Here is a 26806-nt window from a genome sequence, read left to right on the forward strand (position 1 = left end):
GCTCAGCAATCGTTGGTTACATCTTTGATTTCTCGCGGAGTAACTTGTGATGCTGATAATCTGTTGACTAGCAGCCTGACTCAACAAGCACCCACACGAATTGCTTGATTCAGTTGTTAAAGAGCGGTTGGTTAAGATCTTTCGTCTCAACCGAGGCGCGCATTCTACAGCAGCCTCATTTGCTGTCAAGTGGTATTTTTCAGAAGTTTTCCAAGTTTCCTTTGTAACTTCAACCACTTGCGCTTCAGATCTCTCGTCAGCGGGAGGCGAATTCTACAGCGTTACACGCTGCTGTCAACACCTCTTTTTCAACTTCGTTTTGGCTTCGATGACCTGAAGCAACCTGCTGCCGAAAACTGCGTAACTCTTTGTTTACCAAGGAGTTTTCCGTTTCGACTGCGCCGGAAGTGGGGCGAATTATAGACACCTGGAATCTGCCGTCAACCACTATTTACGCCTTTTTTGGCGGAAGAGCCCTTTTTAGCCATTAAACGCGGGATTCGACGAGCCAAAGGCGGTAGCCGCAGCACTAACAGTAATGCACCTATAGATGCATAGATCACCCACTCCTTCAGGTCGGCACGCACAATCCAGAGCATATGCAGTAATCCAAGCCCGAGAATTACATAAGCCAGGCGATGCAACTTCTTCCAGCGAACACCCAATCGCCGCTGACTGTATCGATTGGAAGTCACCGCCAATGCCAGCAAACCAAGAAAGCCCAGCGCGCCGACAATAATGTAAGGCCGCTTGCGTAACTCGACACCCAGCTGCGACCAGTCAAAACCAAGAATGAATGCGCAATAACTACTGAGGTGGAGCAGCACATAGGCAAAACACCACAACCCCAACTGTCGCCGCACGGCATTCCACCCCGCCCAACCAGTGAGTTTCTGCAAAGGCATCATGCTCAACGTTATAAGCAGCAGAACAAGCGCGCCCAAACCCAATCGATCGACCAGCACCTTTCCTGGATCCGGCCCGAGGACATCCTCCCAGGCCTGGTACAACCACAGCAGCGGCCACACCAACACCACGACAAAGACACCGATGCGCCAAAACGGATAGCGCATCAGTAGTTCTTCCTCAGGTCGAGCCCCGTATATAGAGAGGCGACTTCCTCTGAATAGCCGTTGAACATTTGCGTGTCGCGCACATTGGGCTTGAACAGGCCGCTGGGCAGGCGGCGTTCACGCGCCTGAGTCCAGCGAGGATGATCAACGGTAGGATTCACGTTCGCATAAAAACCATATTCATCCGCAGCAATGCTCTGCCAGGTGGTTTTCGGCTGCTCGCTGACCAGACTGATGCGCACGATGGACTTGATGCTCTTGAAGCCATATTTCCAGGGCACCACCAAACGCAACGGTGCGCCGTTTTGATTAGGCAACTCACGCCCGTACATGCCTACCGCAAGAATCGCCAATGGGTTCATCGCTTCATCCAGACGCAGCCCTTCTATATACGGCCAGTCGATCAAGGCAAAACCAGAGCGCTGACCCGGCATGCTTTTAGGATCCTGCAGGGTTTCGAAGCGGATGAATCTGGCTTTCGAGGTCGGCTCGACTTCCTTGAACAAGGCCGAGAGGGGAAAACCGATCCAGGGAATGACCATCGACCAGGCTTCCACACAGCGCAAACGGTAGATTCGCTCCTCCAGCTGATACGGTTTCATGAAGTCTTCGAGCGCATACCGCCCAGGCTTGCCCACCTCCCCGTCCACCACCACCGACCACGGCTCCGTCTTCAGCGTGCCGGCATTGGCAGCCGGATCACCTTTGTCGGTGCCGAACTCGTAGAAGTTGTTGTAGTGGGTCGCATCCTTGAACGGCGTGATCGCCTCATCCTTGACGCTGACCGCGCCCCACTGGGTAGCCGGAAGTTTTTCGCTGAACCAGGCAGGCGCCTTGCCGGGCTCTACATCCGGATAACGCGCAGCATCGCCAGCGCTGGCCCATTGCGGCAGGCTGCCCAGAGCGAAGCCGGCAACCGTGGCGCCGAGCACTTTGCGTCGAGAAAGATAGAGGGATTCAGGCGTGACGTCCGACTCATGGCAGTCGGACGTTCTGGAGACTTTGATCAGCATGGTTACTCCGCAGCTTTGGAGGACAGATGCACCCATAGACTGCGGAGTATGAGGGAAATTACGCGCCCTTGTTACGGCGAAGACGTAACAGGTATTGAACCGGGCCGGAGGCTGCATAGGCGAGAAACACCAGCAGCAGGATGCGCGGAGGGTCACTGAACACCACTGCGAACACCAGCACCACAGCGAGAATCGCCACGAAAGGCACTCGCCCCTTCAGGTCCAGCTCCTTGAAGCTGTTGTACTTGATGTTGCTAACCATCAGCATGCCGGCCGCCGCAACCATCAGCGCAACCAGGAAGGACATCTTCGATCCCTGAATGCCGTAGTCGCTGAACGCCCAGACGATACCTGCAACCACACCTGCAGCGGCAGGACTGGCCAGACCGATGAAGTAGCGCTTGTCCGCGGTGCCGACCTGCGTGTTGAAGCGCGCAAGGCGCAATGCCGCGCCCGCCACATAGATGAAGGCGACCATCCAGCCAACCTTGCCCATGTCACCCAAGGCCCAACCGAAGGCCAGCAATGCCGGGGCAACACCAAAGGCAACCATGTCCGACAGCGAGTCGTACTCGGCACCAAAGGCGCTCTGGGTATTGGTCATGCGGGCCACACGCCCATCAAGACCATCGAGCACCATAGCGACGAAGATCGCGATGGCCGCGAACGCGAAATACTTGCTCGCATTGGCCGAGTCACCAGCACTCAAGGCCGCCTGGGCGCTCATCGAGTTGATGATGGAATAGAACCCTGCGAACAGGTTCGCAGTGGTGAACAGATTCGGCAGAAGATAGATACCACGATGCCGGACTTTACGACCTTCAGCGTCATGCCCTTCCTCGACATGTTCATCGATGGGCAGCAGGCTTTCGGCGTCAGAAGCCTGGTTTGGCTCTTCGGGGCGTTCGCTCATGGACATTACCTTGCAACGGGTGGAAAGTTTGGACAGGTGTCTGGGACGACGGTTCGGCCGCAAACGATGCAGCTTTATACCAGAACCGGCTCCCCAAACGAAAAAACGCGGCCTAAGCCGCGTTTTTCGTACAAGCGCGTGACTTAGTTTTTAGCTTTGTCGACGATCTTGTTGGCACCGATCCACGGCATCATGGAGCGCAGTTGCTCGCCGATGATTTCGATGCCGTGAGCGGCGTTGTTACGACGCTTGGCGGTCATCGAAGGATAGCCGGTAGCGCCTTCGCTGATGAACATCTTGGCGTATTCGCCGTCCTGAATACGTTTCAGGGCGTTGCGCATGGCCTGACGGGATTCGGCGTTGATTACTTCCGGACCGGTCACGTACTCGCCGTATTCGGCGTTGTTGGAGATCGAGTAGTTCATGTTGGCGATACCGCCTTCGTACATGAGGTCAACGATCAGCTTCAGTTCGTGCAGGCACTCGAAGTAGGCCATTTCCGGCGCGTAGCCAGCTTCAACCAGAGTTTCGAAACCGGCCTTGACCAGCTCAACGGTACCGCCGCACAGAACGGCTTGTTCGCCGAACAGGTCGGTTTCAGTCTCGTCCTTGAAGGTGGTTTCGATGATGCCGGTACGACCGCCGCCAACGCCGGCAGCGTAGGACAGCGCAACGTTCTTGGCGTTGCCCGAGGCGTCCTGGTAGATAGCGATCAGGTCAGGGATACCGCCGCCCTTCACGAATTCGGAACGTACGGTGTGGCCTGGAGCCTTCGGCGCGATCATGATCACGTCGAGGTCAGCGCGCGGCACAACCTGGTTGTAGTGGATCGCGAAGCCGTGGGAGAAGGCCAGGGTGGCGCCTTTCTTGATGTTCGGCTCGATTTCGTTCTTGTACAGGGAGGACTGGAATTCGTCCGGGGTCAGGATCATGACCAGGTCGGCAGCTGCAACAGCAGAAGCAACGTCGGTCACTTTCAGGCCGTGGGCTTCAGCCTTGGCAACGGTAGCCGAACCCTTACGCAGGCCGACAGTTACGTCAACGCCGGAGTCTTTCAGGTTGCACGCTTGAGCGTGACCCTGGGAACCGTAACCGATGATGGCAACTTTCTTGCCCTGGATGATCGACAGGTCGCAGTCTTTATCGTAGAAAACTTTCATGAATTTCCCCTATATCAGGCCGTTCAGGCCGTTCGCTAATTTGGTTTAGATGCTGAGTACTTTGTCGCCGCGGGCAATGCCGGTCACGCCACTACGGACGGTTTCCAGAATCGAGGCGGTGCCAATGGACTGAATGAAGCTGTCGAGCTTGTCGCTGGTACCGGTCAATTGAACGGTATACACGCTGGCACTGACATCGACGATCTGTCCACGGTAAATATCGGTAGTGCGCTTGATCTCGGCACGCTGGGCGCCGGTGGCCTTGACCTTGACCAGCATCAGTTCGCGCTCGATGTGAGCACTCTCCGACAGGTCGACCAGTTTTACCACTTCGATCAGCTTGTTCAGGTTCTTGGTGATCTGCTCGATGACTTCATCGTGACCGACCGTGGTCAGCGTCAGACGCGACAGGGTCGGGTCTTCGGTCGGAGCCACGGTCAGGCTTTCGATGTTGTAGTTGCGCTGCGAGAACAGACCAACCACACGAGACAGAGCGCCGGGTTCGTTTTCCAGAAGCAAGGAAATAATGTGCCGCATGATTAGGTACGCTCCGTCTTGCTCAGCCACATATCGCGCATGGAGCCGTCTTTGATCTGCATCGGGTAAACGTGCTCGCTGGTATCGACCGAAATATCGATCACCACCAGGCGATCTTTCATGGCGAACGCTTCTTCCATCTTCGACTTCAAATCTTTCGATTCAGTGATGCGCACGCCAACGTGACCATAGGCTTCAGCCAGCTTGACGAAGTCAGGCAACGACTCCATGTAGGAGTGCGAGTGACGACTGCCATAGCTCATGTCTTGCCACTGACGAACCATACCCAGAACGCCGTTGTTCAGAATGACGATTTTTACCGGCAAACCGTATTGCAGACAGGTGGACAGTTCCTGGATGTTCATCTGGATACTGCCTTCGCCCGTTACACAGGCAACGTCGGCATCCGGATAGCTCAACTGAATGCCCATGGCCGCCGGGAAACCGAAGCCCATGGTGCCCAGGCCACCGGAGTTGATCCAGCGGTTCGGCTTGTTGAACTTGTAGTACTGCGCAGCAAACATCTGGTGCTGGCCCACGTCGGAGGTCACAAAGGCGTCGCCCTTGGTCACTTCGCACAGGGTTTCGATCACGGTCTGAGGCTTGATCTTGCTGCCGTCGCCCTTGTCATACGGGAACAGGCCACGATCACCGCGCCACTCGTCAACCTGCTTCCACCAGCTGGCAACGGAGTCCTTGTTCGGGGTCTCGCCGATTTCCTTGAGGATCGCGACCATTTCGGTCAGGACACTCTCAACCGGACCCACGATAGGCACGTCGGCCTTGATGGTCTTGGAGATCGAAGCCGGGTCGATGTCGATGTGAATGATCTTGGCATTCGGGCAGAACTTCGACGCGCCGTTGATGACACGGTCGTCGAAACGTGCGCCGACAGCGAGGATCACGTCAGCATGGTGCATCGCCAGGTTTGCGGTGTAGCTGCCGTGCATGCCGAGCATGCCGATGAACTGACGGTCGGTGCCAGGGTAGCCACCGAGGCCCATCAGGGTATTGGTCACTGGCAGATTGAGCATCTTCGCCAGTTCGGTCAGTGGCGCGGAACCACCGCCGAGGATCACGCCGCCGCCCGAATACAACACAGGACGCTTGGCCGCCAGGAGCATTTCTGCCGCCTTGCGGATTTGACCGGAGTGACCGCGAACAGCCGGGCTGTAGGAACGCAGCTTGGCTTTTTTCGGGAAGACGTATTCGAACTTCTCGGCCGGGTTGGTCATGTCTTTCGGGATATCGACAACGACCGGGCCAGGACGACCGGATTGCGCCAGGTAGAACGCCTTCTTCATGACTTCCGGGATTTCCGACGCGTGCTTGATCATGAAGCTGTGCTTCACGATCGGCCGGGAGATACCGATCATGTCGGTTTCCTGGAACGCATCGGTGCCGACCATGGTGCTAGGCACCTGGCCGGAAATGATCACCATCGGAATGGAGTCCATATAGGCGGTGGCGATACCGGTGATGGCGTTTGTTGCGCCAGGACCGGAAGTCACCAGTACTACACCAGCTTTACCGGTGGCACGGGCGTAGCCGTCAGCCATATGGGTAGCCGCTTGCTCGTGACGAACCAGGATGTGGGTCACTTCCGGTTCTTTGAACAGGGCATCGTAAACATGAAGAAGAGCACCACCCGGGTACCCGTAGATATATTTGACGCCTTCGTCACGCAAGAAGCGGACGAGCATCTCACCGCCAGATAAAAGCTCCACGTTGCTCACCTCTAAAACGCCAGAATACCGCCCACGAAAAATGGGACGGGTCTTAATAGGTTTACTTCTCGGCAGAGCATGAGCGACGGTGGTCGCCGACTACGTCAGCACTGACTGAGCAAGTATTGGGATCGTCCCAAGTGTTGCGGGGCTTTCCCACCCAGCGCGAGGTAACGCGTTGCGGGTGTAACAGGTCGACGCGGATATGCGCCTCATGATCTGCTGAGAGGGTCTGCTTCTGGCAGTCCCTGTACAGCGGACTTTGGATTCTTCTGTTTCGTCCTTCGCAAGTCAAGCCGTCTATGTGCTTTATTCTACTAAGCACATGAGAACGCAAGAAAAAACCCGTAAATCAGCCCTGTGTTAGCTTCGATTGCGCAACTTTTAGTAAAAAATTGGCACGCGCATGCACTTACCCCGCAGCGGCCGACAAAATAGAGAGAGATTGTGAACAACTGCCAGCGGACGCTGGCAGCTTCTGGCTCAGCGAGACGCCGTGATCAATTGATCAAACTGTTTGAGCAATACCTGCAACTGCCGATCCTTGCCTTGGACATTGCGTCCAGCAAAGACCATTTCGGCCATTTCCTGAATGCCCGAAGCATTGGGTAGCGGCAAATCCTGCTCAAGGATCATCTTCATGCGTGGCAGGAAGATCCACTGCAGCCATTGCTCGAAATCCAGTGTATCGACCGAAAACGGCTCGACACTGGCAAGCGCTTCAGCAGAGGGCGAGACTTCATCCCACCACCCTTGCACCCGCAACTCGCGCTCGATCAACAACAGTTGATCGGCGATTTTCAGAAAGCGCGCGTCCATCACAGCGTTACCTTGGCCTTCTGACGAGCCAGTGCTGCGCCTTGGGAATCACTCTGCTTTTCACGCGCCTGGGCAATCAGCTCCCACAAGTTGGCCTGGAGGGCTGGACGGCCATTGGCAAAGGTCAGCCCACGGCGAGCGAACTGCTCGGCCTGGGCCGCATCGCCTTGAGCCATGCGCACCTGCGCCAGACGGTAAAGCACCTGCGGCTCACGCGGTGCAACGCGTTGGGCGCGTTCGAGACTGGAGGAAGCACCGTTGAGATCACCGCTCGTCTGTTGCTGTTGAGCGGTGGTCAGCAAGGCCAACACCGGGCCGTCCAGTTGCTCGTCCGCCGACAGGCCACCCGAACTGGCCGACGGAATCCCGCTTGGCGACGACGGCATGCTGTAGCTGCCCTGATTGATCGGCGCCGACTGGACCGGCGACGTGTCAATTGGCCCCGGCGTGATCGGACCCGGGGTAATCGGTGTGGTGCTGATCGGCGTCGAAGTCGTTGCAGCGCCTGGCACCATCACCACTACACCGCTGTCGCCTTGCGGAATCGCCTGGGTCCGCGACTGGCCTTGTGCAGGGCGCTTGACGGTCGTCTGGCGGAAGCCGCCATTGGCCGAGATCCGCTCACTGTTGGACACGACGGTGCCGGAATCCACAACCGGAATCGAGCCACGTTGTACGCTAGAGCAACCGCTGAGCAAAGCTACGGCGGCAACCGCTGGAATCAACCACTTGTTCACTTGAAACCCTCTTTGCTTAATTCATCCAGCCCTTGACCCAGTCCATCACCGACTCGGCAGGGTTTTCACCACCGCAAGCGGCGCCGGGAGGCGGTTCGCTGCCGCGAATATACGGCATCTGTACGGCACTCGGGCAACCGGCGTCAGAACCTTGCCCGGTTCGCGAATCAACCCAGGCCTGAACGATATTGTCCGGCTGCGGCATGTCCAACGGCAACGGGTCGGCCTTGCGCATGAAACTGGTCCATACCTGCAGGGCCCCGGTGGCGCCGGTGAATGGCGTCTTGCCGTTGTCGTCGCGACCCAGCCAGACCACCGCCAGCAAGTCCTGACTGAAACCGGCAAACCAGCTGTCGCGCGAGTCGTTACTGGTACCGGTCTTGCCCGCCAGGGTCAGGGTCCTTGGCAGCACGTTATAGACCGAGCTGCCGGTACCTTCACGCATCACCCGCTGCATGGCGCTCTGGATCAGGTAAATGGAGGCCGGATCGAAACGCTGCTGGATCTGGAACGGATAACGCTTGAGCGGCTCGCCCTCGGCAGTCAGCACGCTGCGAATCCCGCGCATCGGCGTATTGAAGCCGCCGTTGGCGAGGGTCTGGTACATGGTCGCCACTTCGATTGGCGTCATGCCGCCGGCGCCGAGCAACATCGACGGGAAGGCCGGGAATTCACGGGTCACACCCAGGCGCTCCACCGTCTTCAGGACGTTCGGCACGCCAACCGCCAAACCGAGACGCGCGGTCGACAGGTTGTAGGAATGCGCCAGGCCTTGATATAGGAACACCGTACCGTGAGAACGACGATCATAGTTCTGCGGCTTCCAGACCTGACCATCGGCGCCTTTGACCGAGAAGGATTCGTCCGACAGCCAACTGGTCAGTGTGTACTGGCTGGGTTTCTCCAGCGCGGTCAGGTAAACCGCCGGCTTGATCAGCGAGCCGATCGGCCGTACCGCATCCAGCGCCCGGTTGAACCCGGCAAAACTGGCCTGGCGACTGCCAATCATGGCCTGCACTTCCCCGGTCTCCGGGTTGGTCACGACCATTGCCGCTTCGACGTCATCGGAACCCTTGCGTCCTGCCAGACGCTTGAAGGTGTCGTTGACCGAGGCTTCAGCCTTCATCTGCAGGATCGGGTCGAAACTGGTGAAGATCCGCAGACCTTCTTCGGTCAAGTCTTCGTCGCGATAGTCTTCACGCAACTGGCGTTTGACCAGATCGAGGAAGCCGGGGAACGAGCTGTCCGCCAGACTGCCGCGCTTGGTCACGCCCAGCGGCATTTTCTTCGCCGCCTCAACCTGCTCGGCAGTCGCAACGCCCTGCTCCTGCAGCACATCGAGTACCAGGTTGCGCCGCTCGAGGGCACGCTCCGGATAACGACGGGGGTTATAGGCAGAAGGTCCCTTGACCATGCCCACCAGCAGTGCGACCTGGTGCAACTTGAGTTCGGCCAGCGGCTGACTGAAGAAGAACTGGCTGGCGAGACCGAAACCATGCACCGCGCGCTGACCGTCCTGCCCGATGAACACTTCGTTGAGGTAAGCCTCAAGGATTTCGCGCTTGTCGTAATGCAGTTCAAGCAGCAGCGCCATCATCGCTTCGGTGAGTTTGCGGTTCAGGCTGCGCTCGTTGGTCAGGTAGAAGTTTTTGACCAACTGCTGAGTCAGGGTACTGCCGCCCTGACGCATGCGTCCGGACGAACCGTTGACCCAGACTGCACGGGCGATCGACTTCGGCGAAACACCAAAGTGATGATAAAAATCGCGGTCCTCTACCGCCACCAGCGTTTCAAGCAGGTACGGCGGCACCTGATCGATCTTGATCAGAATCCGGTCTTCGAGGTTTTTCGGGTACAGGCCGCCGATCAGCAGCGGCTCCAGGCGCACCACCGACAGTTTCGAGCCTTTTGCCCCCGCCAATTCGGCCACGTAATCTCCGGAGAAACGCACCCGCACCGGTTGCGCTTGCTCCATGCCTTCATAGAACTGGAAGCCACGGGTGTTCAGATCAACGGTATTGCCGTTGACCGACGCCGCACCCGGACCGTTAGCCACGCTTTCACGGCGATAGCCCAGGGCATCGAGTTCAGTCAGGAAATCATCCCGGCTCAGCTTCTGTCCGACGAACAGTTCGAGCGGGCGCGCGTAAACCTTGGCCGGGATGGTCCAGCGCTTGCCGGAGAACTTCTCCTGGACGATTGCATCAAGGTAAACGGCGAATCCGGCCAGCACTACCAGGGCGACCAGACTGAGTTTAATGGCCCAGCCCAGCCACGGGCGCAGGCCCCTGGAGGGTGGTTTTTTTGGGGTTCGGGGAGTTCGAGTACGAGTCATGGCGGCGGATTATACGCACTTTATTCATCCTCAACAGGAGCGCTCCGAGGTTTGCGTCGAGCGGACTTGCGGCCATAATGACGGCCTTGAATTTCCCAGTCTCTGAAGGATCGCCTGTGAGCCAGTCCCTGATCGCTGCCCTGCAAAACCCTGCCCTCTACCCGCATCCTGTAGAGGGATTCCAGGTCATCGAGACCCATATTTCCTGGGTACTGCTCACCGGCCCCTATGCCTATAAAGTGAAGAAGCCGGTCAATTTCGGTTTTCTCGACTTCACCAGCCTTGAGGCTCGCGAACACTTTTGCGCTGAAGAACTGCGCCTGAACCAGCGCCTGACCGACGATTTGTACCTCGAAGTGCTGCCCGTCACCGGCAGCGCCGAGGCTCCGCAACTGGGTGGCGAAGGCCCGGCCATCGAATACGTACTGAAGATGCGCCAGTTCCCGCAAAACGGCTTGCTCAGCACCCTTCAAGCCAATGGCGAACTGACCACCGCGCACATCGACGAGATGGCCGAGCGAATCGCCCGCTTCCACCTCAGCGCACCGAAAGTGCCAGCCGGGCACGAAGCCGGCACACCGGACAGCGTCATGGCGCCGGTGCGACAGAACTTCGAACAGATCCGTCCATTCCTCAGCGACAAAGCCGACCTGCTGCAACTCGACGCCCTGCAAGCCTGGGCCGAAAGCAGCTTCGAGCGCCTCAAACCGCTGTTCGCCCAGCGCAAGGCCGAAGGCTTCATTCGTGAATGCCACGGTGATATCCACTTGGGCAACGCAACCGTGATCGACAGCAAGGTCGTGATCTTCGACTGCATCGAATTCAATGAACCGTTTCGCTTTACCGACGTTTATGCCGACACCGGCTTCCTGGCGATGGACTTGGAAGATCGCGGCCTGAAGTGCCTGGCGCGTCGCTTCATCAGCCAGTACCTGGAGCTGACCGGTGACTATCGCGGCCTCGAACTGCTGAACTTCTATAAAGCCTACCGCGCACTGGTTCGCGCCAAGGTTGCCCTGTTCAGCATGCCGGCCGACGCCACTGCGGTGCAACGCGCCACAACCCTGCGCCAGTACCGCAACTACGCCAACCTGGCGGAAAGCTACAGCACCATTCCTTCGCGCTTTATGGCCATTACCAGCGGCGTTTCCGCCGTCGGCAAGAGCCATGTCGCCATGCGCCTGGTCGAAGCCCTGGGCGCAATTCGCCTGCGCTCCGATGTCGAGCGCAAGCGCCTGTTCGGCGAGCAAACCGTCGAGAATGATGTACAGGCCGGCATCTATAGCGCCGACGCCAGCATCGCGACCTATGCCCGCCTGCATGAAATCGCCGACGTCATTCTGCGTGCGGGCTTCCCGGTGGTGGTCGACGCCACTTACCTCAAGCGTGATCAGCGTGACAGTGCCGCAAAGGTGGCCGAGGCCACGGGCGCACCCTTCCTGATCCTCGACTGCAATGCGCCACAGGCCGTGATCGAAAGCTGGCTGGCCATGCGCCAGGCAGACAAGAAAGACCCGTCCGATGCCACCCTGGCTGTTATCGCAGCCCAGCAAGCCAGCCGTGAAGCGCTGACACCCGCGGAAATCCTCTGCAGCAAGCGTGTCCAGACCAATGAAAGCGGGACGCTCGATACCGTTGTGGAACAGATTCGCCAGCGCCTGCCAGGCCTGTAAGAAACTATTTCGGTCGTGAGGCCCGCGCTGGCTTCACGACCGTCAAATAGTGGCACTATAATGGCGCCATAAAACCATCAGGTGATGCGACATGAGCCAGCCTAAACTTCTCGACACACCGCTTTATGCCCTGCTGCACAAAGACGACATCAGAGGCTTCAACAGTGAACGCCCCAAGGATGGCCCCATCGACATGGTGGGTGGAGATTTCCGGGGGCTGGACCTGCGCGAGCTGAATGCAGATGGCGTGGATTTCAGCGACGCCTACTTCCGCTCCGCCGACTTGCGCGGCATTGATTTCAGTAAAGCGAACCTGGAAGGCGCGAGCCTGGCCCACGCGCAAATTTCCGGCGCCTACTTTCCGGTGGAACTCAGCGCCGACGAAATCCTGATGTCGATGAACTTCGGCACGCGATTGCGCTATCGCACCCGCTGATCGACATCGGTGACTGACACGTCCAGCGCCCCGTTGCGCTGGACTGCGGGAATGTTCAGCCGTAATTCCTGATTCTTCCCCGCCTCTTCCTACCGCGTTCGCGGACTTTTCACGCTCTGCCAATACTCGTTTCTTAGAAGCATTTGCGTCGAAAACGAGCAAACAATCACGCTTTTCCTACTGATGGCTACACTCCTCAGAAGATTGCCCACGCTCTCCATTCGGCCATCGCAAGGAGGCTTGATGAATGATGAACTGCAACACCTGAAGAATCTTGGCAAGACGTCAGCGCAATGGCTGCATGCCGTGGGCATCCATAGCGCTTCGGACTTGCGTCGCCTCGGGGCGGTGGATGCTTATCGGGCCGTGCGCACGCGCGGTTTTCGGGCGTCCAAGGTGTTGTTGTACGCAATTGAAGGCGCCCTGATGGACGTTCACTGGAACGACATTCCTGCCGAGCGCAAGGAAGCGTTGAACAAACAACTGGAAGCCATCTCTTCACGCCACAAGATTTGATCCGGCAAATACTTCTGAAAGTTTTCAACCTGAAACCTAATGATTACGGGGTCTGCAGACGCAAATCCAGCGAATCGCAAAGAAATCAAAAAAACAGCGGTTGACTTGGTAATGAGAATCGATATGATTATCACAACTGGTCGCGAGACTGGTCGATATTCTGAAAAGCCCTTGGTTCGGACTCTCGGATTATCTCCTCATCAGGCTAATCACGGTTATTTGACCCGGCTCTTGCCGGGTCTTTTTTTGCCTTTGGAAAAGTACTGGCAGGATGCGGCGATGGATGCTCCATGCAGATCACGCTGACGCGGGTGGTCAGGCGCATAAACAGCTTTCTTTGAAGGTTTCCCGGGCATCGAATGATCAGGCCAAGTATCCTCGACGCCAGGCACTTGTCCCCCGGCGGGCAAGACGGCCAATTGATAATTGCAAGCCGCGGGACCGAGGATAGACATGAAGTTGCTTTGCGCAGGTGCCGAGCTGGTCAATGACAGCAGCCGCGGGTTCGACATCGATGGCCAAAAGTTTTTTGCGGTGCGCCGTAGCGGGCAGGTTTATGTCTACATCAATCGCTGCCCGCACCGGGGCGTTGCCCTGGAGTGGCATCCCGACCAGTTTCTCGACCCCAGCAACAGCCTGATCGAGTGCGCCACCCATGGCGCACTGTTCCTGATCGAAGACGGCGAATGCGTCGCCGGCCCTTGCGCGGGGCAAGCCTTGACCAGCGTGGCCTGCCGCGAGGATGAACAAGGGATCTGGATCAGCCTTTAGCCACCCGGCAACACGTCCAGACGCCGGTCGACCAGCATTTCTTCGTGGTTCAACCGCACACCGTAAGCCAATACCTCGACCCCGCAGGCGATAGCCTCACGCAAGGCCTGCGCATAAGCCGGATCGATTTCCTGCGCCGGGCGCACGGCCTCGATGTCGGCCAGGCAAACACAGTACAACTGCACCGCGCGAATACCGTCCCTGGCCAAGTGCGCCAGCTCCCGCAGATGCTTGGCGCCACGTTGGGTGACTGCATCGGGAAACGCCGCCACCGCCGTACCGTCGAAGCCCAAGGTCACGCTTTTGACTTCGACGTAGGCCGGCCCGTCGGGATAATCAAGGCGGAAATCGATACGACTGTTTTCCTGACCATAAGCTACTTCGCGCTTGAGCCCGGTAAAACCGTTCAGTTCGGAGATGACGCCCGCCAGCAACGCCTCTTCGATCAAACCATTGGCCCGGGCGGTGTTCACGCAAAACAGCCGCCCTTGCGGGGTTTCACCGATCTCCCAGGTGCCGGGCAACTTGCGTTTCGGGTCGTTGGAGCGACTGAACCAGACCTGCCCGCCTTCGACCTGACAATTGAGCATCGAGCCTGTGTTCGGGCAGTGGATGGTCAGCAATTCGCCGCCAACGGTTTCGATATCGGCGAGAAAACGCTTGTAACGTCGGATCAGGCGCCCTTCTTCGAGGGGAGGATGAAAACGCATCAGCCTTGCCAGCTCCGCAACCCACGGGCAATGCGCTCGACCGCCTCCTGCAAACGCTCGAGATTTTGCGTATAGGCGAACCGCACATGATGCCCGGCCTGATAACGCCCGAAATCCAGCCCCGGGGTGAATGCCACATGTTCGGTTTCGAGAAAATGCTTACAGAACGCGAAGGCATCGCCGCCGAACTTGCTGATATCGGCGTACAAGTAGAACGCCCCTTCCGGCTCCACGGCAATGCCGAAGCCCAATTCACGCAAGGCCGGCAGCAGGTAATCCCGACGCCGGCCAAATTCGGCGCGACGCTCTTCGAGAATGCTGATGGTTGCCGGCTCGAAACAGGCCAGTGCAGCGTGCTGTGCCATGCTTGGAGCACTGATGTAGAGATTCTGGGCGAGCTTTTCCAGCTCACCGACGGCTGCGTCGGGGGCCACCAGCCATCCGAGCCGCCAACCGGTCATCCCGAAATACTTCGAAAAACTGTTCAGAACGAATGCACTGTCGTCGACTTCCAGCACGCTGGCCGCATCGGTGCCGTAGGTCAGGCCGTGATAAATCTCGTCGACCACCAGATGACCGTGGCGCTCCTTGATCGCGACAGACAGCTTCGCCAGCTCGTCGCGGGTCAGGATCGTGCCGGTGGGATTGGCTGGCGACGCCACCAATGCGCCGACGCTGTCGTGGTCCCAATGACGCTCGATCAGACCCGGCGTCAATTGATAACGCACATCCGGACCGACCGGCACCAGTTGTGCCGCGCCTTCCACCAGCCTTAGGAAGTGCCGGTTACACGGGTAGCCCGGGTCCGCCAGCAGCCAGTGTTTACCGGGGTCGACCAACAAAGCGCTGGCCAGCAGCAACGCGCCGGAGCCGCCAGGCGTGATGAGGATGCGCCGCGGGTCGATGTTCAAACCATAACGCTGCTGATAAAAGCCCGAAATGGCCTCACGCAGCTCCGGAATGCCGCGCGCGGCGGTGTAACGGGTTTTCCCCGCTGTCAGCGCAGCCTGACCGGCCTGGATGATCGGTTCGGCGGTGGTGAAGTCCGGCTCGCCGATTTCCAGGTGAATCACATCGTGGCCGGCCGCCTGCAATTCATTGGCCCGCGCCAACAGCGCCATGACATGAAAAGGTTCGATCGCGCGACTGCGGGCACTGTAGGGCTGAGCCATTAGCCTTCCTTCAACGGAAAAAAAACCGATTCTACCCAAGCGCAGGAACGAGCGAGAACCTAAAGCGGTCAGAGGCCTTGTAACCCCGATCACAAACGACTCAAGCGTGCGCGCAAGGTTTGACTAAAATCAATAATTGAGCAGGGCTCCAGAGCCACCAGACAACGGTTTGTCATCATTTGCAAGCACCATGTGCCGCGAGCTCGACATCCGGGAGTAGCGCGGCCCGAGTTGATCTGGTAAGTTCGCCCGCTTGCAGCCGCAGGGCCGGCAGGTGCCGGTGATGGAGCAATCCTGCGCAGATGGATTACAAGAGTAGAGGCGGTCTATTTCATGTCCACCCAAGCAAAGCAGCAAAACCAGGCGATCAGCGGCTTCGAGCCCTATGTTCAGAAAGCCGGCGAAGAGTACATGGGCGAGCCCATGCGCAAGCACTTCACCAAGGTCCTGAATCAGTGGAAGAAAGAGCTGATGGAAGGTGTCGACAAGACCGTGGACCACATGAAGGACGAAGCGGCCAACTTTCCTGATCCGGCAGACCGTGCCAGCCAGGAAGAGGAATTCGCCCTCGAACTGCGTGCCCGCGATCGTGAACGCAAGTTGATCAAGAAGATCGACAAGACACTTCAACTGATCGAAGACGAAGAGTACGGCTGGTGTGAATCCTGCGGCATCGAAATTGGCGTCAAGCGCCTCGAAGCGCGTCCTACCGCCGACCTGTGCATCGACTGCAAGACCCTGGCAGAAATCAAGGAAAAGCAAGTCGGCAAATAATTGCGACTTGAACGAAGAACGGAGCGTGCGAACGCTCCGTTTTTGTTTCTGATGTTTTTTTGGCTTTAAATGCATTCATGACCGCCAACACCCCCTACATCGGGCGCTTCGCCCCCACCCCTAGCGGCCATCTGCATTTCGGCTCGCTGGTCGCCGCACTGGCCTCCTACCTTGACGCGCGCTCGGTGGGCGGACGCTGGCTGATGCGCATGGAAGACCTTGATCCGCCCCGCGAGGAACCCGGCGCCCAGGCGGCCATTCTCAAGGCACTGGAAAGCTATGGCTTCGAGTGGGATGGCGACCTGGTTCGCCAAAGCGAGCGGCACGATGCCTACGCCGAGGTGCTCAATCGCCTGTTCAATCACGGCCTGGCCTACGCCTGCACCTGCTCGCGCAAACAGCTGGAACCGTATCACGGGATTTATCCGGGGCTGTGCCGCAATGCCGGCCATGGCACTGACGATGCGGCCATCCGCCTGCGCGTACCGGAACTGGAATACCACTTCATCGACCGGGTGCAGGGCCAATACCGCCAACATCTGGGTCGGGAAGTCGGCGACTTCGTGATCCGCCGCCGCGACGGGCTCTACGCCTATCAATTGGCCGTGGTCCTGGACGATGCCTGGCAGGGCATCACCGATATCGTTCGGGGTGCCGACCTGCTGGATTCCACGCCCCGCCAGCTTTACCTGCAAGAACTGCTCGGCCTGCCTCAACCGCGTTATCTGCATATCCCGCTGATTACCCAGCCGGATGGCAACAAACTCGGTAAATCCTACCGTTCGCCGCCGTTGACCGAGGATCAGGCAACGCCCCTGCTGCTGCGGGCGCTACGGGCGCTGGGACAGAACCCTGGAGCCGAACTGACGTACGCCACGCCACGGGAAGTGCTGAATTGGGGCATTGCCCACTGGGATGCCTCGTTGATCCCGCGCACACTGAGCCTGCCCGAGGCACAGCTATTGTGATCGCACTTGCAGTGGCGCGCCCATCCGTTACCATCGCCGCACGTTTTCGGGCACGCGCATAAAAAAAGAGAGGCCGGGATGTACATCTATCGCTTGGTCCTGCTTTTGGTAGTGGGGATTTACCTGTTTTCCCCGGCCATCATGGATTGGTGGATCGACGCCACTGGCGCCTGGTATCGCCCATATTTGCTCTGGCTGATTCTGATCGTCGTGACCTTCATCCTGCAGAGCCAAAAAGATGCCGATGAGCTTTAGCCTGACCCAGATGATCCTGATCAGCGCCGCGTACCTGGCGGTGCTGTTCGGTGTGGCTTGGATCAGTGAACGGGGCATGATCCCCCGGGCGATCATTCGCCACCCGCTGACTTACACCCTGTCACTGGGCGTCTACGCCAGTGCCTGGGCGTTTTACGGCACCGTGGGCCTGGCCTATCAATACGGCTATGGTTTTCTGTCCAGCTACCTGGGCGTTTCCGGGGCATTTCTGCTGGCGCCGGTGCTGCTCTATCCGATCCTGAAGATCACCCGCACTTATCAACTGTCGTCGTTGGCGGACCTGTTTGCCTTCCGCTTCCGCAGCACCTGGGCCGGTGCGCTGACCACGATTTTCATGCTGGTTGGCGTATTGCCGTTGTTGGCCTTGCAGATTCAGGCGGTCGCCGACTCCATCGGTATCCTCACCCGCGAGCCGGTACAGCATCGCGTGGCCCTGAGCTTCTGCGCACTGATTACGCTGTTCACGATTTTCTTCGGCTCCCGCCACATCGCCACCCGCGAAAAGCATGAAGGCCTGGTGTTCGCGATTGCCTTCGAGTCGGTGATCAAGCTGATCGCCCTCGGCGGTGTCGGGCTGTATGCGCTTTACGGTGTGTTCGACGGCCCGCAACAGCTTGAGCTGTGGCTGCTGCAAAACCAGACCGCGCTCGCCGCCCTGCACACGCCTTTGCAGGAAGGCCCGTGGCGTACGCTGTTGCTGGTGTTCTTCGCCTCGGCGATCGTGATGCCGCACATGTATCACATGACCTTTACCGAGAACCTCAACCCGCGCTCGCTGGTCAGTGCGAGCTGGGGCCTGCCGCTGTTCCTGTTGCTGATGAGCCTGGCGGTGCCGCTGATTCTCTGGGCCGGCCTGAAACTGGGCGCCACCACCAATCCGGAATACTTCACCCTGGGCATCGGCATCGCCGCCAACAACAAGGCTTTGGCGTTGCTGGCCTATGTCGGCGGGCTGTCCGCCGCCAGTGGCCTGATCATCGTCACCACGCTGGCGCTGTCCGGGATGGCCTTGAACCACCTGGTGCTGCCGCTGTATCAACCACCGGCCGAAGGCAACATCTACCGCTGGCTGAAGTGGACCCGCCGGGCGCTGATCGTCGCGATCATCATGGCCGGCTACGGCTTCTACCTGATGCTCGGTGCCGAGCAGGACCTGGCCAACCTCGGCATTGTCGCTTTCGTCGCCACGTTGCAGTTCCTGCCGGGCGTGCTCTCGGTCCTGTATTGGCCGACCGCCAACCGTCGCGGCTTCATCGCCGGCTTGCTGGCGGGGATCCTGGTGTGGCTGGTGACCATGCTGTTACCACTGGTCGGCAATCTGCAGGGCTTCTACATTCCGCTGCTGAACATGATCTACGTGCTGGACGACACCAGTTGGCACATGGCGGCGATTGCCTCGCTGGCGGCCAACGTGCTGATGTTCACCCTGATCTCGCTGTTCACCAACGCCAGCACCGAAGAGGCGAGCGCCGCCGAAGCCTGCGCCGTGGACAACGTGCGCCGTCCGCAACGCCGGGAACTGCACGCCGCCTCGCCCCAGGAGTTCGCCACGCAACTGGCCAAGCCACTGGGTGCAAAAGCGGCGCAGAAAGAAGTTGAACAGGCACTGCGCGACCTCTATCTGCCTTTCGACGAACGCCGACCCTATGCCCTGCGCCGCTTGCGTGACCGCATCGAGGCCAACCTCTCTGGCCTGATGGGCCCAAGCGTGGCCCAGGACATGGTCGAGACGTTCCTGCCGTACAAGGCCGGCGGCGAAAACTACGTCACCGAAGACATTCACTTCATCGAAAGCCGCCTCGAGGATTACCACTCGCGCCTGACCGGCCTGGCCGCCGAACTCGATGCCTTGCGCCGCTATCACCGCCAGACCCTGCAGGAATTGCCGATGGGCGTTTGCTCGCTGGCCAAGGATCAGGAAATCCTCATGTGGAACAAGGCCATGGAGGAACTCACCGGCATCGCCGCGCAGCGCGTGGTCGGTTCGCGCCTGAGCACCATTGCCGACCCATGGAAAGAACTGCTGCAAGGCTTCATCAATCTGCCGGACGAACACTTGCACAAACAGCACCTGGCCCTCGACGGCCAGACACGCTGGCTGAACCTGCACAAAGCGGCGATCGACGAACCCCTCGCGCCGGGCAACAGTGGCCTGGTGTTGCTGGTGGAAGACTTGACCGAAACCCAGATGCTCGAGGACAAACTGGTGCACTCCGAGCGTCTGGCCAGCATCGGTCGACTGGCGGCCGGCGTAGCCCATGAAATCGGCAACCCGATCACCGGTATCGCGTGTCTGGCGCAGAACCTGCGCGAAGAACGTGAAGAAGACGGCGAGCTGAAGGAAATCAGCGGCCAGATCCTCGAGCAGACCAAACGCGTGTCGCGCATCGTCCAGTCACTGATGAGCTTTGCCCATGCCGGCAGCCATCAGCACAGCGACGAGCCCGTCTGTCTGGCCGAAGTGGCTCAGGATGCCATCGGCCTGCTGGCCCTGAACCGACGCAATTTCGAAGTGCAGTTCTACAACCTGTGCGACCCCGAACACTGGGTCGAAGGCGACCCGCAACGGCTGGCCCAGGTATTGATCAACCTGCTTTCAAACGCCCGTGACGCCTCGCCTCCCGGCAGTGCGGTACGGGTCAAGAGCGAAGCCGGCGAACACACGGTCGATCTGATCGTGGAAGACGAAGGCAGCGGTATTCCGTCGAGCATCATGGACCGATTGTTCGAACCTTTCTTCACCACCAAGGACCCTGGCGAAGGCACCGGTCTGGGCCTTGCACTGGTCTATTCCATCGTTGAAGAGCATTATGGACAAATCACCATCGACAGCCCGGCTGATGTTCAAAGCCAACGCGGCACCCGAATCAGGGTTACCTTGCCGCGTCATGTCGAAGCGACGTCCGCTGTGAACTGAGACCGTCGAGAGTATCGAATCAATGCCGCACATTTTGATCGTCGAAGACGAAACCATTATCCGCTCCGCCTTGCGCCGCCTGCTGGAACGTAACCAGTACCAGGTCAGCGAAGCCGGATCAGTGCAGGAAGCACAAGAACGCTTCACCATTCCCTCGTTCGACCTGATCATCAGTGACCTGCGCCTGCCGGGCGCGCCCGGCACGGAGTTGATCAAGCTTGCCCAGGGCACGCCGGTGCTGATCATGACCAGCTATGCCAGCCTGCGCTCGGCGGTCGACTCGATGAAAATGGGCGCAGTGGACTACATTGCCAAACCATTCGACCATGACGAAATGCTGCAAGCGGCCGCACGAATCCTGCGTGACCGACAAACGGTACAAACCGGCGGTGAAGCCGTTGCCGGCAAAGCCGCCAACGGCGCGGCGAAATCCGGTACCGACAACAGCAACGGTGAAATCGGCATTATTGGCTCGTGCCCACCGATGCAGGACCTCTACGGCAAGATCCGCAAAGTGGCACCGACCGACTCCAACGTTCTGATCCAGGGCGAATCGGGTACCGGTAAAGAACTGGTGGCGCGCGCCCTGCACAACCTGTCCAAACGCGCCAAGGCGCCGATGATTTCGGTGAACTGCGCGGCCATTCCGGAAAGCCTGATCGAGTCCGAACTGTTCGGCCACGAAAAAGGCGCGTTCACCGGCGCCAGCGCCGGGCGCGCCGGCCTGGTGGAAGCGGCGGACGGCGGCACCCTGTTCCTCGACGAAATCGGCGAACTGCCACTGGAAGCCCAGGCTCGCCTGCTGCGCGTATTGCAGGAAGGCGAAATTCGTCGCGTGGGCTCGGTGCAGTCGCAAAAAGTCGATGTGCGCCTGATCGCTGCGACTCACCGCGACCTCAAGAGCCTGGCGAAGATCGGCCAGTTCCGTGAAGACTTGTATTACCGCCTCCACGTTATCGCGCTGAAGCTCCCAGCCCTGCGCGAACGCGGTGCGGACGTCAACGAGATCGCCAACGCCTTCCTGGCGCGGCAAAGTGCGCGGATCAACCGCACCGACCTGAAATTCGCCGCGGATGCCGAGCAAGCCATTCGCCACTACTCCTGGCCGGGCAACGTTCGTGAACTGGAAAACGCCGTCGAGCGCGCCGTTATCCTGTGCGAAAGCCCGGAAATCTCCGCCGAGCTACTGGGCATCGACATCGAACTGGGCGACCTGGAAGACGACGAGTTCATTGGCCTGCCGCCCCAACAGGGCAACGGCAACGCCAGTAACAGCAACCACGAACCGACCGAAGACCTCTCCCTGGAGGACTACTTCCAGCATTTCGTCCTCGAGCATCAGGACCACATGACCGAAACCGAGTTGGCCCGCAAGCTCGGGGTCAGCCGCAAATGCCTGTGGGAGCGCCGTCAGCGCCTGGGCATCCCACGGCGCAAGACCGGGGTGGCCAGCGAAAGCTGAACCGTACCTGTCTCATGTGCGGGTAACACGTGACTTTCTGAAAAAACTGTTACCTCAGCTTTTTCACGTAACAGAAGCCGGGGCTTACGGTAACGAAGCCCCGGCTTTTTTTCGCCCTCGAAATGCCTGTCGACCGACCTAACCCCTTGTTTTATTGGGTTTCGCAAAAGTTGGCACGCACCCTGCTATATGTTTGATACAAGAACAATAACAAGCAATGCACAAGACAATAAAAATAAGACGAATCGACTCACGCACAATAAAAACAAGACGGCGAGAGGCGCAGCTAACTGATTCTTTTGGAGAGGCGTTGTATTTGGGGCTTGCCCCACGACCAGGCCGAGAACAACAAAAAACTGTCTTAAGACAGAGCCTGTACTGGTTGGATCGAAAGATCACAGCAATTCAGCGACCAAAGCAATCCGTTTGCTCTTGGCTCCCGATTGGGAGGGTCATGAAGGAAAGCTTCATGGCGAGGGCACTCAACAAAAACAAGAAGCCCGAAACCAAAAATAAAAATAGAGCATGCAACTACTTCTTGGGGAGCTTCGGCTCCCCTTGTGGTTTTCGCGATTCGGAAATCCCCGCAAATCGGCTCGTTCCGGCCTTGAAGCCTGCGGCCTACAGCTCATATCTGCTGTGTCCTACACCATCCCCCGACTAAATGCTAGAATCCCCGCCCATCATGCGGTCATTCTTCTGTTATGGCCGAATATTCCTTCAAACAGTGCATCCCATGCTGAAGAAGCTGTTCCAGTCATTCCGTTCTCCCAAGCGTCCTACGCAACACATTCGCAGCACGCCTGAAGTGCTCAACAGCGGCCAACACTCGCTGCAGAAGGCGCAATTCAGCCGCTACGCGGTGAATATCGTTGAACGCCTGCAGAACGCCGGTTATCAGGCTTACCTGGTTGGCGGTTGCGTGCGCGACATGCTGCTGGGTATCACACCGAAAGATTTCGACGTTGCCACCAGCGCCACACCGGAACAGGTACGGGCCGAATTCCGTAACGCGCGAATCATCGGGCGCCGGTTCAAGCTGGTGCACATCCACTTCGGCCGCGAAATCATCGAAGTCGCGACCTTCCGCGCCAATCACCCGCAAAACGAAGACGAGGAAGACAGCAACCAGTCTTCGCGCAACGAAAGCGGGCGCATCTTGCGCGATAACGTCTATGGCACCCTGGAAGAGGACGCGCAACGTCGCGACTTCACCATCAATGCCTTGTATTACGATCCGGTCAGCGAACGCATCCTCGACTACGCCAACGGCGTACACGACATCCGCAACCACCTGATCCGCCTGATCGGCGATCCGACGCAACGCTACCAGGAAGACCCGGTACGGATGCTGCGGGCCGTGCGTTTCGCCGCCAAGCTGAACTTCGGCATCGAAAAACACAGCGCCCTGCCGATCCGCGGCCTGGCGCCGATGCTGCGCGAGATCCCGTCGGCCCGCCTGTTCGAAGAGGTGCTCAAGCTGTTCCTCTCCGGCCATGCCGCCGATACGTTTGAAATGCTGGTCGACCTGCAGTTGTTCGACCCACTGTTCCCGGCCTGCGCCGAAGCACTGGAATACAACCCGACGTACACCCACACCCTGATCAGCGAAGCCCTGATCAATACCGACCTGCGGATCAAGCAGAACAAACCGGTCACCCCGGCGTTCCTGTTTGCAGCCCTGCTCTGGCCTGCCCTGCCGGCCCGCGTCCTGCGCCTGCAGGAGCGTGGCATGCCGCCGATTCCGGCGATGCAGGAAGCTGCGCACGAACTGATTGCCGAACAGTGCCAGCGCATCGCGATTCCGAAACGCTTCACCATGCCGATCCGCGAGATCTGGGACATGCAGGAGCGCCTGCCCCGCCGCAGCGGCAAGCGTGCCGATCTGCTGCTGGACAATCCGCGCTTCCGCGCCGGCTACGACTTCCTGCTGCTACGCGAAAGCGCCGGCGAGCAGACCGATGGCCTGGGCGAATGGTGGACGGACTATCAGGACGCCAACGAAAGCGAGCGTCGCGACATGATTCGCGACCTCAGCGGCAAGGACGAAGGCACCGGCGCCCCGCGCAAGCGTCGCCGCAGCGGCGGTTCCAAGCGCAAACGCGCTGCCGGCGCTTCGAGCACCACGGGCGAGTAATCCATGGAACGCATCTACATCGGCATGGGCAGCAATCTGGCTGCCCCCGCCGACCAATTGCGCAGCGCCGTCGAGGCGCTGGCGCATTTGCCGCAAACGGCGCTGGTCGGGGTTTCTGCGTTTTATCAAAGCGACTCGCTGCTACCCGGACAACCGCGCTACACCAATGCGGTGGCCGCTCTCGACAGCACGCTGGCGCCGCTGGATTTGCTCGATGCCTTGCAGGCCATCGAAAACGGCCAGGGTCGTGAGCGCCTTGAGCGCTGGGGGCCGCGCACGCTGGACCTCGACATATTGCTGTTCGGTGATCGCCTGATCGACGAACCGCGCCTCAAGGTTCCCCATTACCACATGCAGGAAAGGGCCTTCGTGCTGTATCCACTGGCGGAACTGGCACCTGCGGATCTGCGCCTGGCCGATGGCCGGACCTTGGCCGAACTGCTCAAGGCATGCCCGTTCGTCGGCCTGGAACGCCTCCCTCAGAATTGACCAAGTTCCCCTGTGGGAGCGGGCTTGCTCCGGGCGGCGTTCCGACGAAAGCGGTGTTTCAATCAACAAAAATGTTGAATGTGATGCCCCCCTTCGCGAGCAAGCCCGCTCCCACACTGGTCGCAGCTTCGACTGCTGAATCGCATCAGTTACCCCGGTAACACCCCACCCGTAACAATGCGGTAACACACGCAATTGACTTCCCTCGTTCTCCTCACGACTATAGGCGTCCCGCTGCCGCCAACACGGCGTTCAAGGGCGCAATCCAGGCCTTAAAAGCACGACGAAAGAGCGTGCGCCTGTATTCAACGAAGAATCACGCGCGTTACTCGCAGTAGTTTCCACAGCGCCTGAATGAGGAACTTTTCATGCCAGCCATCACCCTGACCACCCTGCAAGGTCTGAAGCAAAAAGGTGAAAAGATCACCATGCTGACCTGCTACGACGCGACCTTCGCCCATGCCTGCAACCAGGCTGGCGTCGAAGTGCTGCTGGTGGGCGACTCCCTCGGCATGGTTTTGCAGGGCCACGACAGCACCTTGCCTGTCACCACCGCAGAAATGGCTTATCACGTGGCCGCCGTCAAACGCGGTAACAGCGATGCCCTGATCCTCGCCGACCTGCCTTTCATGGCCTACGCCACCACCGAGCAAGCCATGACCAACAGCGCCCTGTTGATGCAGGCCGGCGCGCATATGGTCAAGGTTGAAGGAGCGTTGTGGCTGGCCGATTCGATCCGCCTGCTGGCCGAGCGCGGCATCCCTGTCTGCGCGCACATGGGCCTGACGCCGCAGTCGGTGAACATCCTGGGCGGCTACAAGGTCCAGGGCCGCAATGAAAACCAGGCGCGGCAGATGCGTGCCGACGCGATCGCCCTGGAACAGGCTGGCGCGGCAATGCTGCTGCTCGAGTGCGTCCCGAGCGAACTGGCGGAAGAAATCACCCAGGCGGTGAAGATTCCGGTGATTGGTATTGGCGCCGGTAATCGCACCGATGGCCAGGTACTGGTTCTGCACGACATGCTGGGCCTGTCCATTACCGGCCGCGTGCCAAAATTCGTGAAAAACTTCATGACTGGCCAGACCAGCATTGAAGCGGCATTGAACGCCTACGTGACTGAAGTCAAAGCGGCAACTTTCCCTGGGATCGAACACGGATTTTCTGCATGAACACCGTAAAAACCGTACGCGAACTGCGGGCCGCCGTGGCCCGTGCCCGTAGCGAAGGCAAGCGCATCGCCTTTGTGCCAACCATGGGCAACCTGCACAGCGGCCACGTGGCGCTGGTGACCAAAGCCTCGCAACGGGCGGACTTCGTGGTGGCGAGCGTTTTCGTCAACCCGCTGCAATTCGGTGCTGGCGAAGACCTCGACAAGTACCCGCGCACCCTCGCCGCCGACCAGGAAAAACTGCTCCAGGCCGGTTGCCATCTGCTGTTTGCCCCCACTGTTGAAGAGATGTATCCCGACGGCATGGCCGGCCAGACCCGCGTCAGTGTCCCGCAATTGTCCGAAGGCCTGTGCGGCGCCAGCCGCCCGGGGCATTTCGAAGGCGTGGCGACGGTGGTCAGCAAGCTGTTCAACATGGTCCAGCCGGACCTGGCGATTTTCGGCGAGAAAGACTTTCAGCAACTGGCGGTGATTCGTGCGCTGGTTCATGACCTGAACATGCCGATCCAGATCATCGGTGAACCCACTGTTCGCGCGGCCGATGGCCTGGCGCTGTCATCGCGCAACGGCTTCCTCAACGAAGAGCAACGTGCTGTGGCACCGGTGGTCTACCGCACGCTGAAAGCGATCGGCGAGGCGATCAAGCAGGGTGAACGCGACTACCCGGCGCTGATCGGCACGCAGATAAAACAGCTCGAAACAGCCGGCCTGCGTCCTGACTATCTGGAAATCCGCCATGCCCTGACCTTGCGCCCGGCGACGGCGCAGGATCGTGACCTGGTGATTCTGGTGGCGGCGTTCCTGGGGACAACGCGGTTGATCGACAACCTGCACCTGAACCTCGACGCGCCCGTCTAAACACTCTCGAACTCTGTGGAGTGAGTCTGTGGTGAGGGGGCTTGTCGGACCGCCGCACCGCCCCGTTGGGCTGCGAAGCGGCCCCAAACTTTCGAGCGTTTCCGAAATTTTGCCAGTGCTACGCACTGGAACGGGGGCAAGCCCCCTCGCCACAAAAGTACACTT

The 26806-nt window shown here is 59.1% G+C and carries 24 protein-coding genes; 13 read left to right on the forward strand and 11 right to left on the reverse strand.

Annotated features, from left to right (window positions below; translation table 11 throughout):
• Positions 1-440: 440 nt before the first annotated feature.
• The 9 genes from msrQ to mrcB form a co-directional block, all read right to left on the reverse strand.
• Positions 441-1073: a protein-methionine-sulfoxide reductase heme-binding subunit MsrQ gene (gene msrQ, locus KGA85_RS11500; protein ID WP_223454888.1), complete on the reverse strand. Its 633-nt coding sequence runs from the start codon at positions 1071-1073 to the stop codon at positions 441-443.
• Positions 1073-2086 (reverse strand): protein-methionine-sulfoxide reductase catalytic subunit MsrP, encoded by a 1014-nt coding sequence (msrP, locus tag KGA85_RS11505; RefSeq protein ID WP_223454887.1) that lies wholly within the window; start codon positions 2084-2086, stop codon positions 1073-1075. The genes msrQ and msrP overlap by 1 nt, the downstream gene beginning before the upstream one ends.
• Positions 2087-2144: 58 nt before the next feature.
• On the reverse strand, positions 2145-2999 hold the full coding sequence (gene pssA, locus KGA85_RS11510; protein WP_223454885.1) for a CDP-diacylglycerol--serine O-phosphatidyltransferase: 855 nt from the start codon (positions 2997-2999) through the stop codon (positions 2145-2147).
• A gap of 143 nt (positions 3000-3142) precedes the next feature.
• Positions 3143-4159 (reverse strand): ketol-acid reductoisomerase, encoded by a 1017-nt coding sequence (ilvC, locus tag KGA85_RS11515; protein ID WP_003228216.1) that lies wholly within the window; start codon positions 4157-4159, stop codon positions 3143-3145.
• Between the two features lie 45 nt (positions 4160-4204).
• On the reverse strand, positions 4205-4696 hold the full coding sequence (ilvN, locus tag KGA85_RS11520; RefSeq protein WP_003176102.1) for an acetolactate synthase small subunit: 492 nt from the start codon (positions 4694-4696) through the stop codon (positions 4205-4207).
• Between the two features lie 2 nt (positions 4697-4698).
• A complete protein-coding gene (locus KGA85_RS11525) occupies positions 4699-6423 on the reverse strand; it encodes an acetolactate synthase 3 large subunit (protein WP_223454883.1) in 1725 nt (574 codons plus the stop codon).
• Between the two features lie 483 nt (positions 6424-6906).
• Positions 6907-7242, reverse strand: a complete 336-nt coding sequence (locus tag KGA85_RS11530; protein WP_223454881.1) for a YqcC family protein — start codon at positions 7240-7242, stop codon at positions 6907-6909.
• Positions 7242-7979 (reverse strand): tetratricopeptide repeat protein, encoded by a 738-nt coding sequence (locus KGA85_RS11535; RefSeq protein ID WP_223454879.1) that lies wholly within the window; start codon positions 7977-7979, stop codon positions 7242-7244. Before KGA85_RS11535 ends, KGA85_RS11530 begins: the two co-directional genes overlap by 1 nt.
• A 16-nt stretch (positions 7980-7995) precedes the next feature.
• Positions 7996-10314 carry a penicillin-binding protein 1B gene (mrcB, locus tag KGA85_RS11540; RefSeq protein WP_223454877.1) on the reverse strand — a complete coding sequence of 773 codons (2319 nt, stop codon included), beginning with the start codon at positions 10312-10314 and terminating at the stop codon, positions 7996-7998.
• A 116-nt stretch (positions 10315-10430) separates the two neighbouring features.
• Between mrcB and KGA85_RS11545 the strand changes: the two genes are divergently transcribed.
• From KGA85_RS11545 to KGA85_RS11560, 4 genes are all read left to right on the forward strand, one after another.
• Complete coding sequence (locus KGA85_RS11545) at positions 10431-11987, forward strand: AAA family ATPase (RefSeq protein WP_223454875.1); 1557 nt, start codon at positions 10431-10433, stop codon at positions 11985-11987.
• Positions 11988-12078: 91 nt separating this feature from the next.
• The gene (locus KGA85_RS11550) at positions 12079-12423 is read left to right on the forward strand and encodes a pentapeptide repeat-containing protein (RefSeq protein ID WP_223454873.1); all 345 of its coding nucleotides are present in this window, start codon (positions 12079-12081) and stop codon (positions 12421-12423) included.
• A gap of 243 nt (positions 12424-12666) precedes the next feature.
• On the forward strand, positions 12667-12939 hold the full coding sequence (locus tag KGA85_RS11555; RefSeq protein ID WP_096515175.1) for a TfoX/Sxy family protein: 273 nt from the start codon (positions 12667-12669) through the stop codon (positions 12937-12939).
• Between the two features lie 453 nt (positions 12940-13392).
• Positions 13393-13710: a Rieske (2Fe-2S) protein gene (locus KGA85_RS11560; RefSeq protein ID WP_223454871.1), complete on the forward strand. Its 318-nt coding sequence runs from the start codon at positions 13393-13395 to the stop codon at positions 13708-13710.
• On the opposite strand, the gene sfsA is transcribed toward KGA85_RS11560, so the two are convergent.
• Both sfsA and KGA85_RS11570 read right to left on the reverse strand, forming a co-directional pair.
• Positions 13707-14420, reverse strand: coding sequence for a DNA/RNA nuclease SfsA (sfsA, locus tag KGA85_RS11565; RefSeq protein WP_223454870.1), 714 nt, complete (start codon positions 14418-14420; stop codon positions 13707-13709). The genes KGA85_RS11560 and sfsA overlap by 4 nt on opposite strands.
• Complete coding sequence (locus KGA85_RS11570; RefSeq protein WP_223446836.1) at positions 14420-15592, reverse strand: pyridoxal phosphate-dependent aminotransferase; 1173 nt, start codon at positions 15590-15592, stop codon at positions 14420-14422. Before KGA85_RS11570 ends, sfsA begins: the two co-directional genes overlap by 1 nt.
• Before the next feature lie 333 nt (positions 15593-15925).
• Here KGA85_RS11570 and dksA point away from each other — a divergent pair, with 333 nt between their 5' ends.
• The 9 genes from dksA to panC all read left to right on the forward strand — a co-directional run bounded on the left by dksA (position 15926) and on the right by panC (position 26641).
• Positions 15926-16366, forward strand: coding sequence for an RNA polymerase-binding protein DksA (dksA, locus tag KGA85_RS11575; protein ID WP_007971100.1), 441 nt, complete (start codon positions 15926-15928; stop codon positions 16364-16366).
• 77 nt (positions 16367-16443) lie between these two features.
• Positions 16444-17334 (forward strand): tRNA glutamyl-Q(34) synthetase GluQRS, encoded by an 891-nt coding sequence (gluQRS, locus tag KGA85_RS11580; RefSeq protein ID WP_223454868.1) that lies wholly within the window; start codon positions 16444-16446, stop codon positions 17332-17334.
• A 78-nt stretch (positions 17335-17412) separates the two neighbouring features.
• The gene (locus KGA85_RS11585) at positions 17413-17589 is read left to right on the forward strand and encodes a hypothetical protein (protein WP_003176118.1); all 177 of its coding nucleotides are present in this window, start codon (positions 17413-17415) and stop codon (positions 17587-17589) included.
• Positions 17573-20527 carry a sensor histidine kinase gene (locus KGA85_RS11590; RefSeq protein ID WP_223454866.1) on the forward strand — a complete coding sequence of 985 codons (2955 nt, stop codon included), beginning with the start codon at positions 17573-17575 and terminating at the stop codon, positions 20525-20527. The genes KGA85_RS11585 and KGA85_RS11590 overlap by 17 nt, the downstream gene beginning before the upstream one ends.
• A gap of 22 nt (positions 20528-20549) precedes the next feature.
• A complete protein-coding gene (locus KGA85_RS11595; RefSeq protein ID WP_108216467.1) occupies positions 20550-21989 on the forward strand; it encodes a sigma-54-dependent transcriptional regulator in 1440 nt (479 codons plus the stop codon).
• Between the two features lie 736 nt (positions 21990-22725).
• On the forward strand, positions 22726-24126 hold the full coding sequence (locus tag KGA85_RS11600) for a polynucleotide adenylyltransferase PcnB (protein ID WP_223454864.1): 1401 nt from the start codon (positions 22726-22728) through the stop codon (positions 24124-24126).
• Between the two features lie 3 nt (positions 24127-24129).
• A complete protein-coding gene (gene folK / locus KGA85_RS11605; RefSeq protein ID WP_223454862.1) occupies positions 24130-24615 on the forward strand; it encodes a 2-amino-4-hydroxy-6-hydroxymethyldihydropteridine diphosphokinase in 486 nt (161 codons plus the stop codon).
• A 368-nt stretch (positions 24616-24983) separates the two neighbouring features.
• Positions 24984-25784, forward strand: a complete 801-nt coding sequence (gene panB, locus KGA85_RS11610; protein ID WP_095965623.1) for a 3-methyl-2-oxobutanoate hydroxymethyltransferase — start codon at positions 24984-24986, stop codon at positions 25782-25784.
• Positions 25781-26641 carry a pantoate--beta-alanine ligase gene (gene panC / locus KGA85_RS11615; protein WP_223543120.1) on the forward strand — a complete coding sequence of 287 codons (861 nt, stop codon included), beginning with the start codon at positions 25781-25783 and terminating at the stop codon, positions 26639-26641. Before panB ends, panC begins: the two co-directional genes overlap by 4 nt.
• Positions 26642-26806: the final 165 nt, after the last annotated feature.

Source organism: Pseudomonas sp. GL-B-12 (assembly GCF_019955895.1).
Taxonomy (GTDB): domain Bacteria; phylum Pseudomonadota; class Gammaproteobacteria; order Pseudomonadales; family Pseudomonadaceae; genus Aquipseudomonas.

Bases quoted from the DNA above. Each gene is read 5' to 3' on its own strand.
- msrQ (WP_223454888.1), bottom strand. From the start codon at position 1,073: ATGCGCTATCCGTTTTGGCGCATCGGTGTCTTTGTCGTGGTGTTGGTG.
- msrP (WP_223454887.1), bottom strand. From the start codon at position 2,086: ATGCTGATCAAAGTCTCCAGAACGTCCGACTGCCATGAGTCGGACGTC.
- pssA (WP_223454885.1), bottom strand. From the start codon at position 2,999: ATGAGCGAACGCCCCGAAGAGCCAAACCAGGCTTCTGACGCCGAAAGC.
- ilvC (WP_003228216.1), bottom strand. From the start codon at position 4,159: ATGAAAGTTTTCTACGATAAAGACTGCGACCTGTCGATCATCCAGGGC.
- ilvN (WP_003176102.1), bottom strand. From the start codon at position 4,696: ATGCGGCACATTATTTCCTTGCTTCTGGAAAACGAACCCGGCGCTCTG.
- KGA85_RS11530 (WP_223454881.1), bottom strand. From the start codon at position 7,242: ATGGACGCGCGCTTTCTGAAAATCGCCGATCAACTGTTGTTGATCGAG.
- mrcB (WP_223454877.1), bottom strand. From the start codon at position 10,314: ATGACTCGTACTCGAACTCCCCGAACCCCAAAAAAACCACCCTCCAGG.
- KGA85_RS11550 (WP_223454873.1), top strand. From the start codon at position 12,079: ATGAGCCAGCCTAAACTTCTCGACACACCGCTTTATGCCCTGCTGCAC.
- KGA85_RS11555 (WP_096515175.1), top strand. From the start codon at position 12,667: ATGAATGATGAACTGCAACACCTGAAGAATCTTGGCAAGACGTCAGCG.
- KGA85_RS11560 (WP_223454871.1), top strand. From the start codon at position 13,393: ATGAAGTTGCTTTGCGCAGGTGCCGAGCTGGTCAATGACAGCAGCCGC.
- sfsA (WP_223454870.1), bottom strand. From the start codon at position 14,420: ATGCGTTTTCATCCTCCCCTCGAAGAAGGGCGCCTGATCCGACGTTAC.
- KGA85_RS11570 (WP_223446836.1), bottom strand. From the start codon at position 15,592: ATGGCTCAGCCCTACAGTGCCCGCAGTCGCGCGATCGAACCTTTTCAT.
- dksA (WP_007971100.1), top strand. From the start codon at position 15,926: ATGTCCACCCAAGCAAAGCAGCAAAACCAGGCGATCAGCGGCTTCGAG.
- gluQRS (WP_223454868.1), top strand. From the start codon at position 16,444: ATGACCGCCAACACCCCCTACATCGGGCGCTTCGCCCCCACCCCTAGC.
- KGA85_RS11585 (WP_003176118.1), top strand. From the start codon at position 17,413: ATGTACATCTATCGCTTGGTCCTGCTTTTGGTAGTGGGGATTTACCTG.
- KGA85_RS11590 (WP_223454866.1), top strand. From the start codon at position 17,573: ATGCCGATGAGCTTTAGCCTGACCCAGATGATCCTGATCAGCGCCGCG.
- KGA85_RS11595 (WP_108216467.1), top strand. From the start codon at position 20,550: ATGCCGCACATTTTGATCGTCGAAGACGAAACCATTATCCGCTCCGCC.
- KGA85_RS11600 (WP_223454864.1), top strand. From the start codon at position 22,726: ATGCTGAAGAAGCTGTTCCAGTCATTCCGTTCTCCCAAGCGTCCTACG.
- folK (WP_223454862.1), top strand. From the start codon at position 24,130: ATGGAACGCATCTACATCGGCATGGGCAGCAATCTGGCTGCCCCCGCC.
- panB (WP_095965623.1), top strand. From the start codon at position 24,984: ATGCCAGCCATCACCCTGACCACCCTGCAAGGTCTGAAGCAAAAAGGT.
- panC (WP_223543120.1), top strand. From the start codon at position 25,781: ATGAACACCGTAAAAACCGTACGCGAACTGCGGGCCGCCGTGGCCCGT.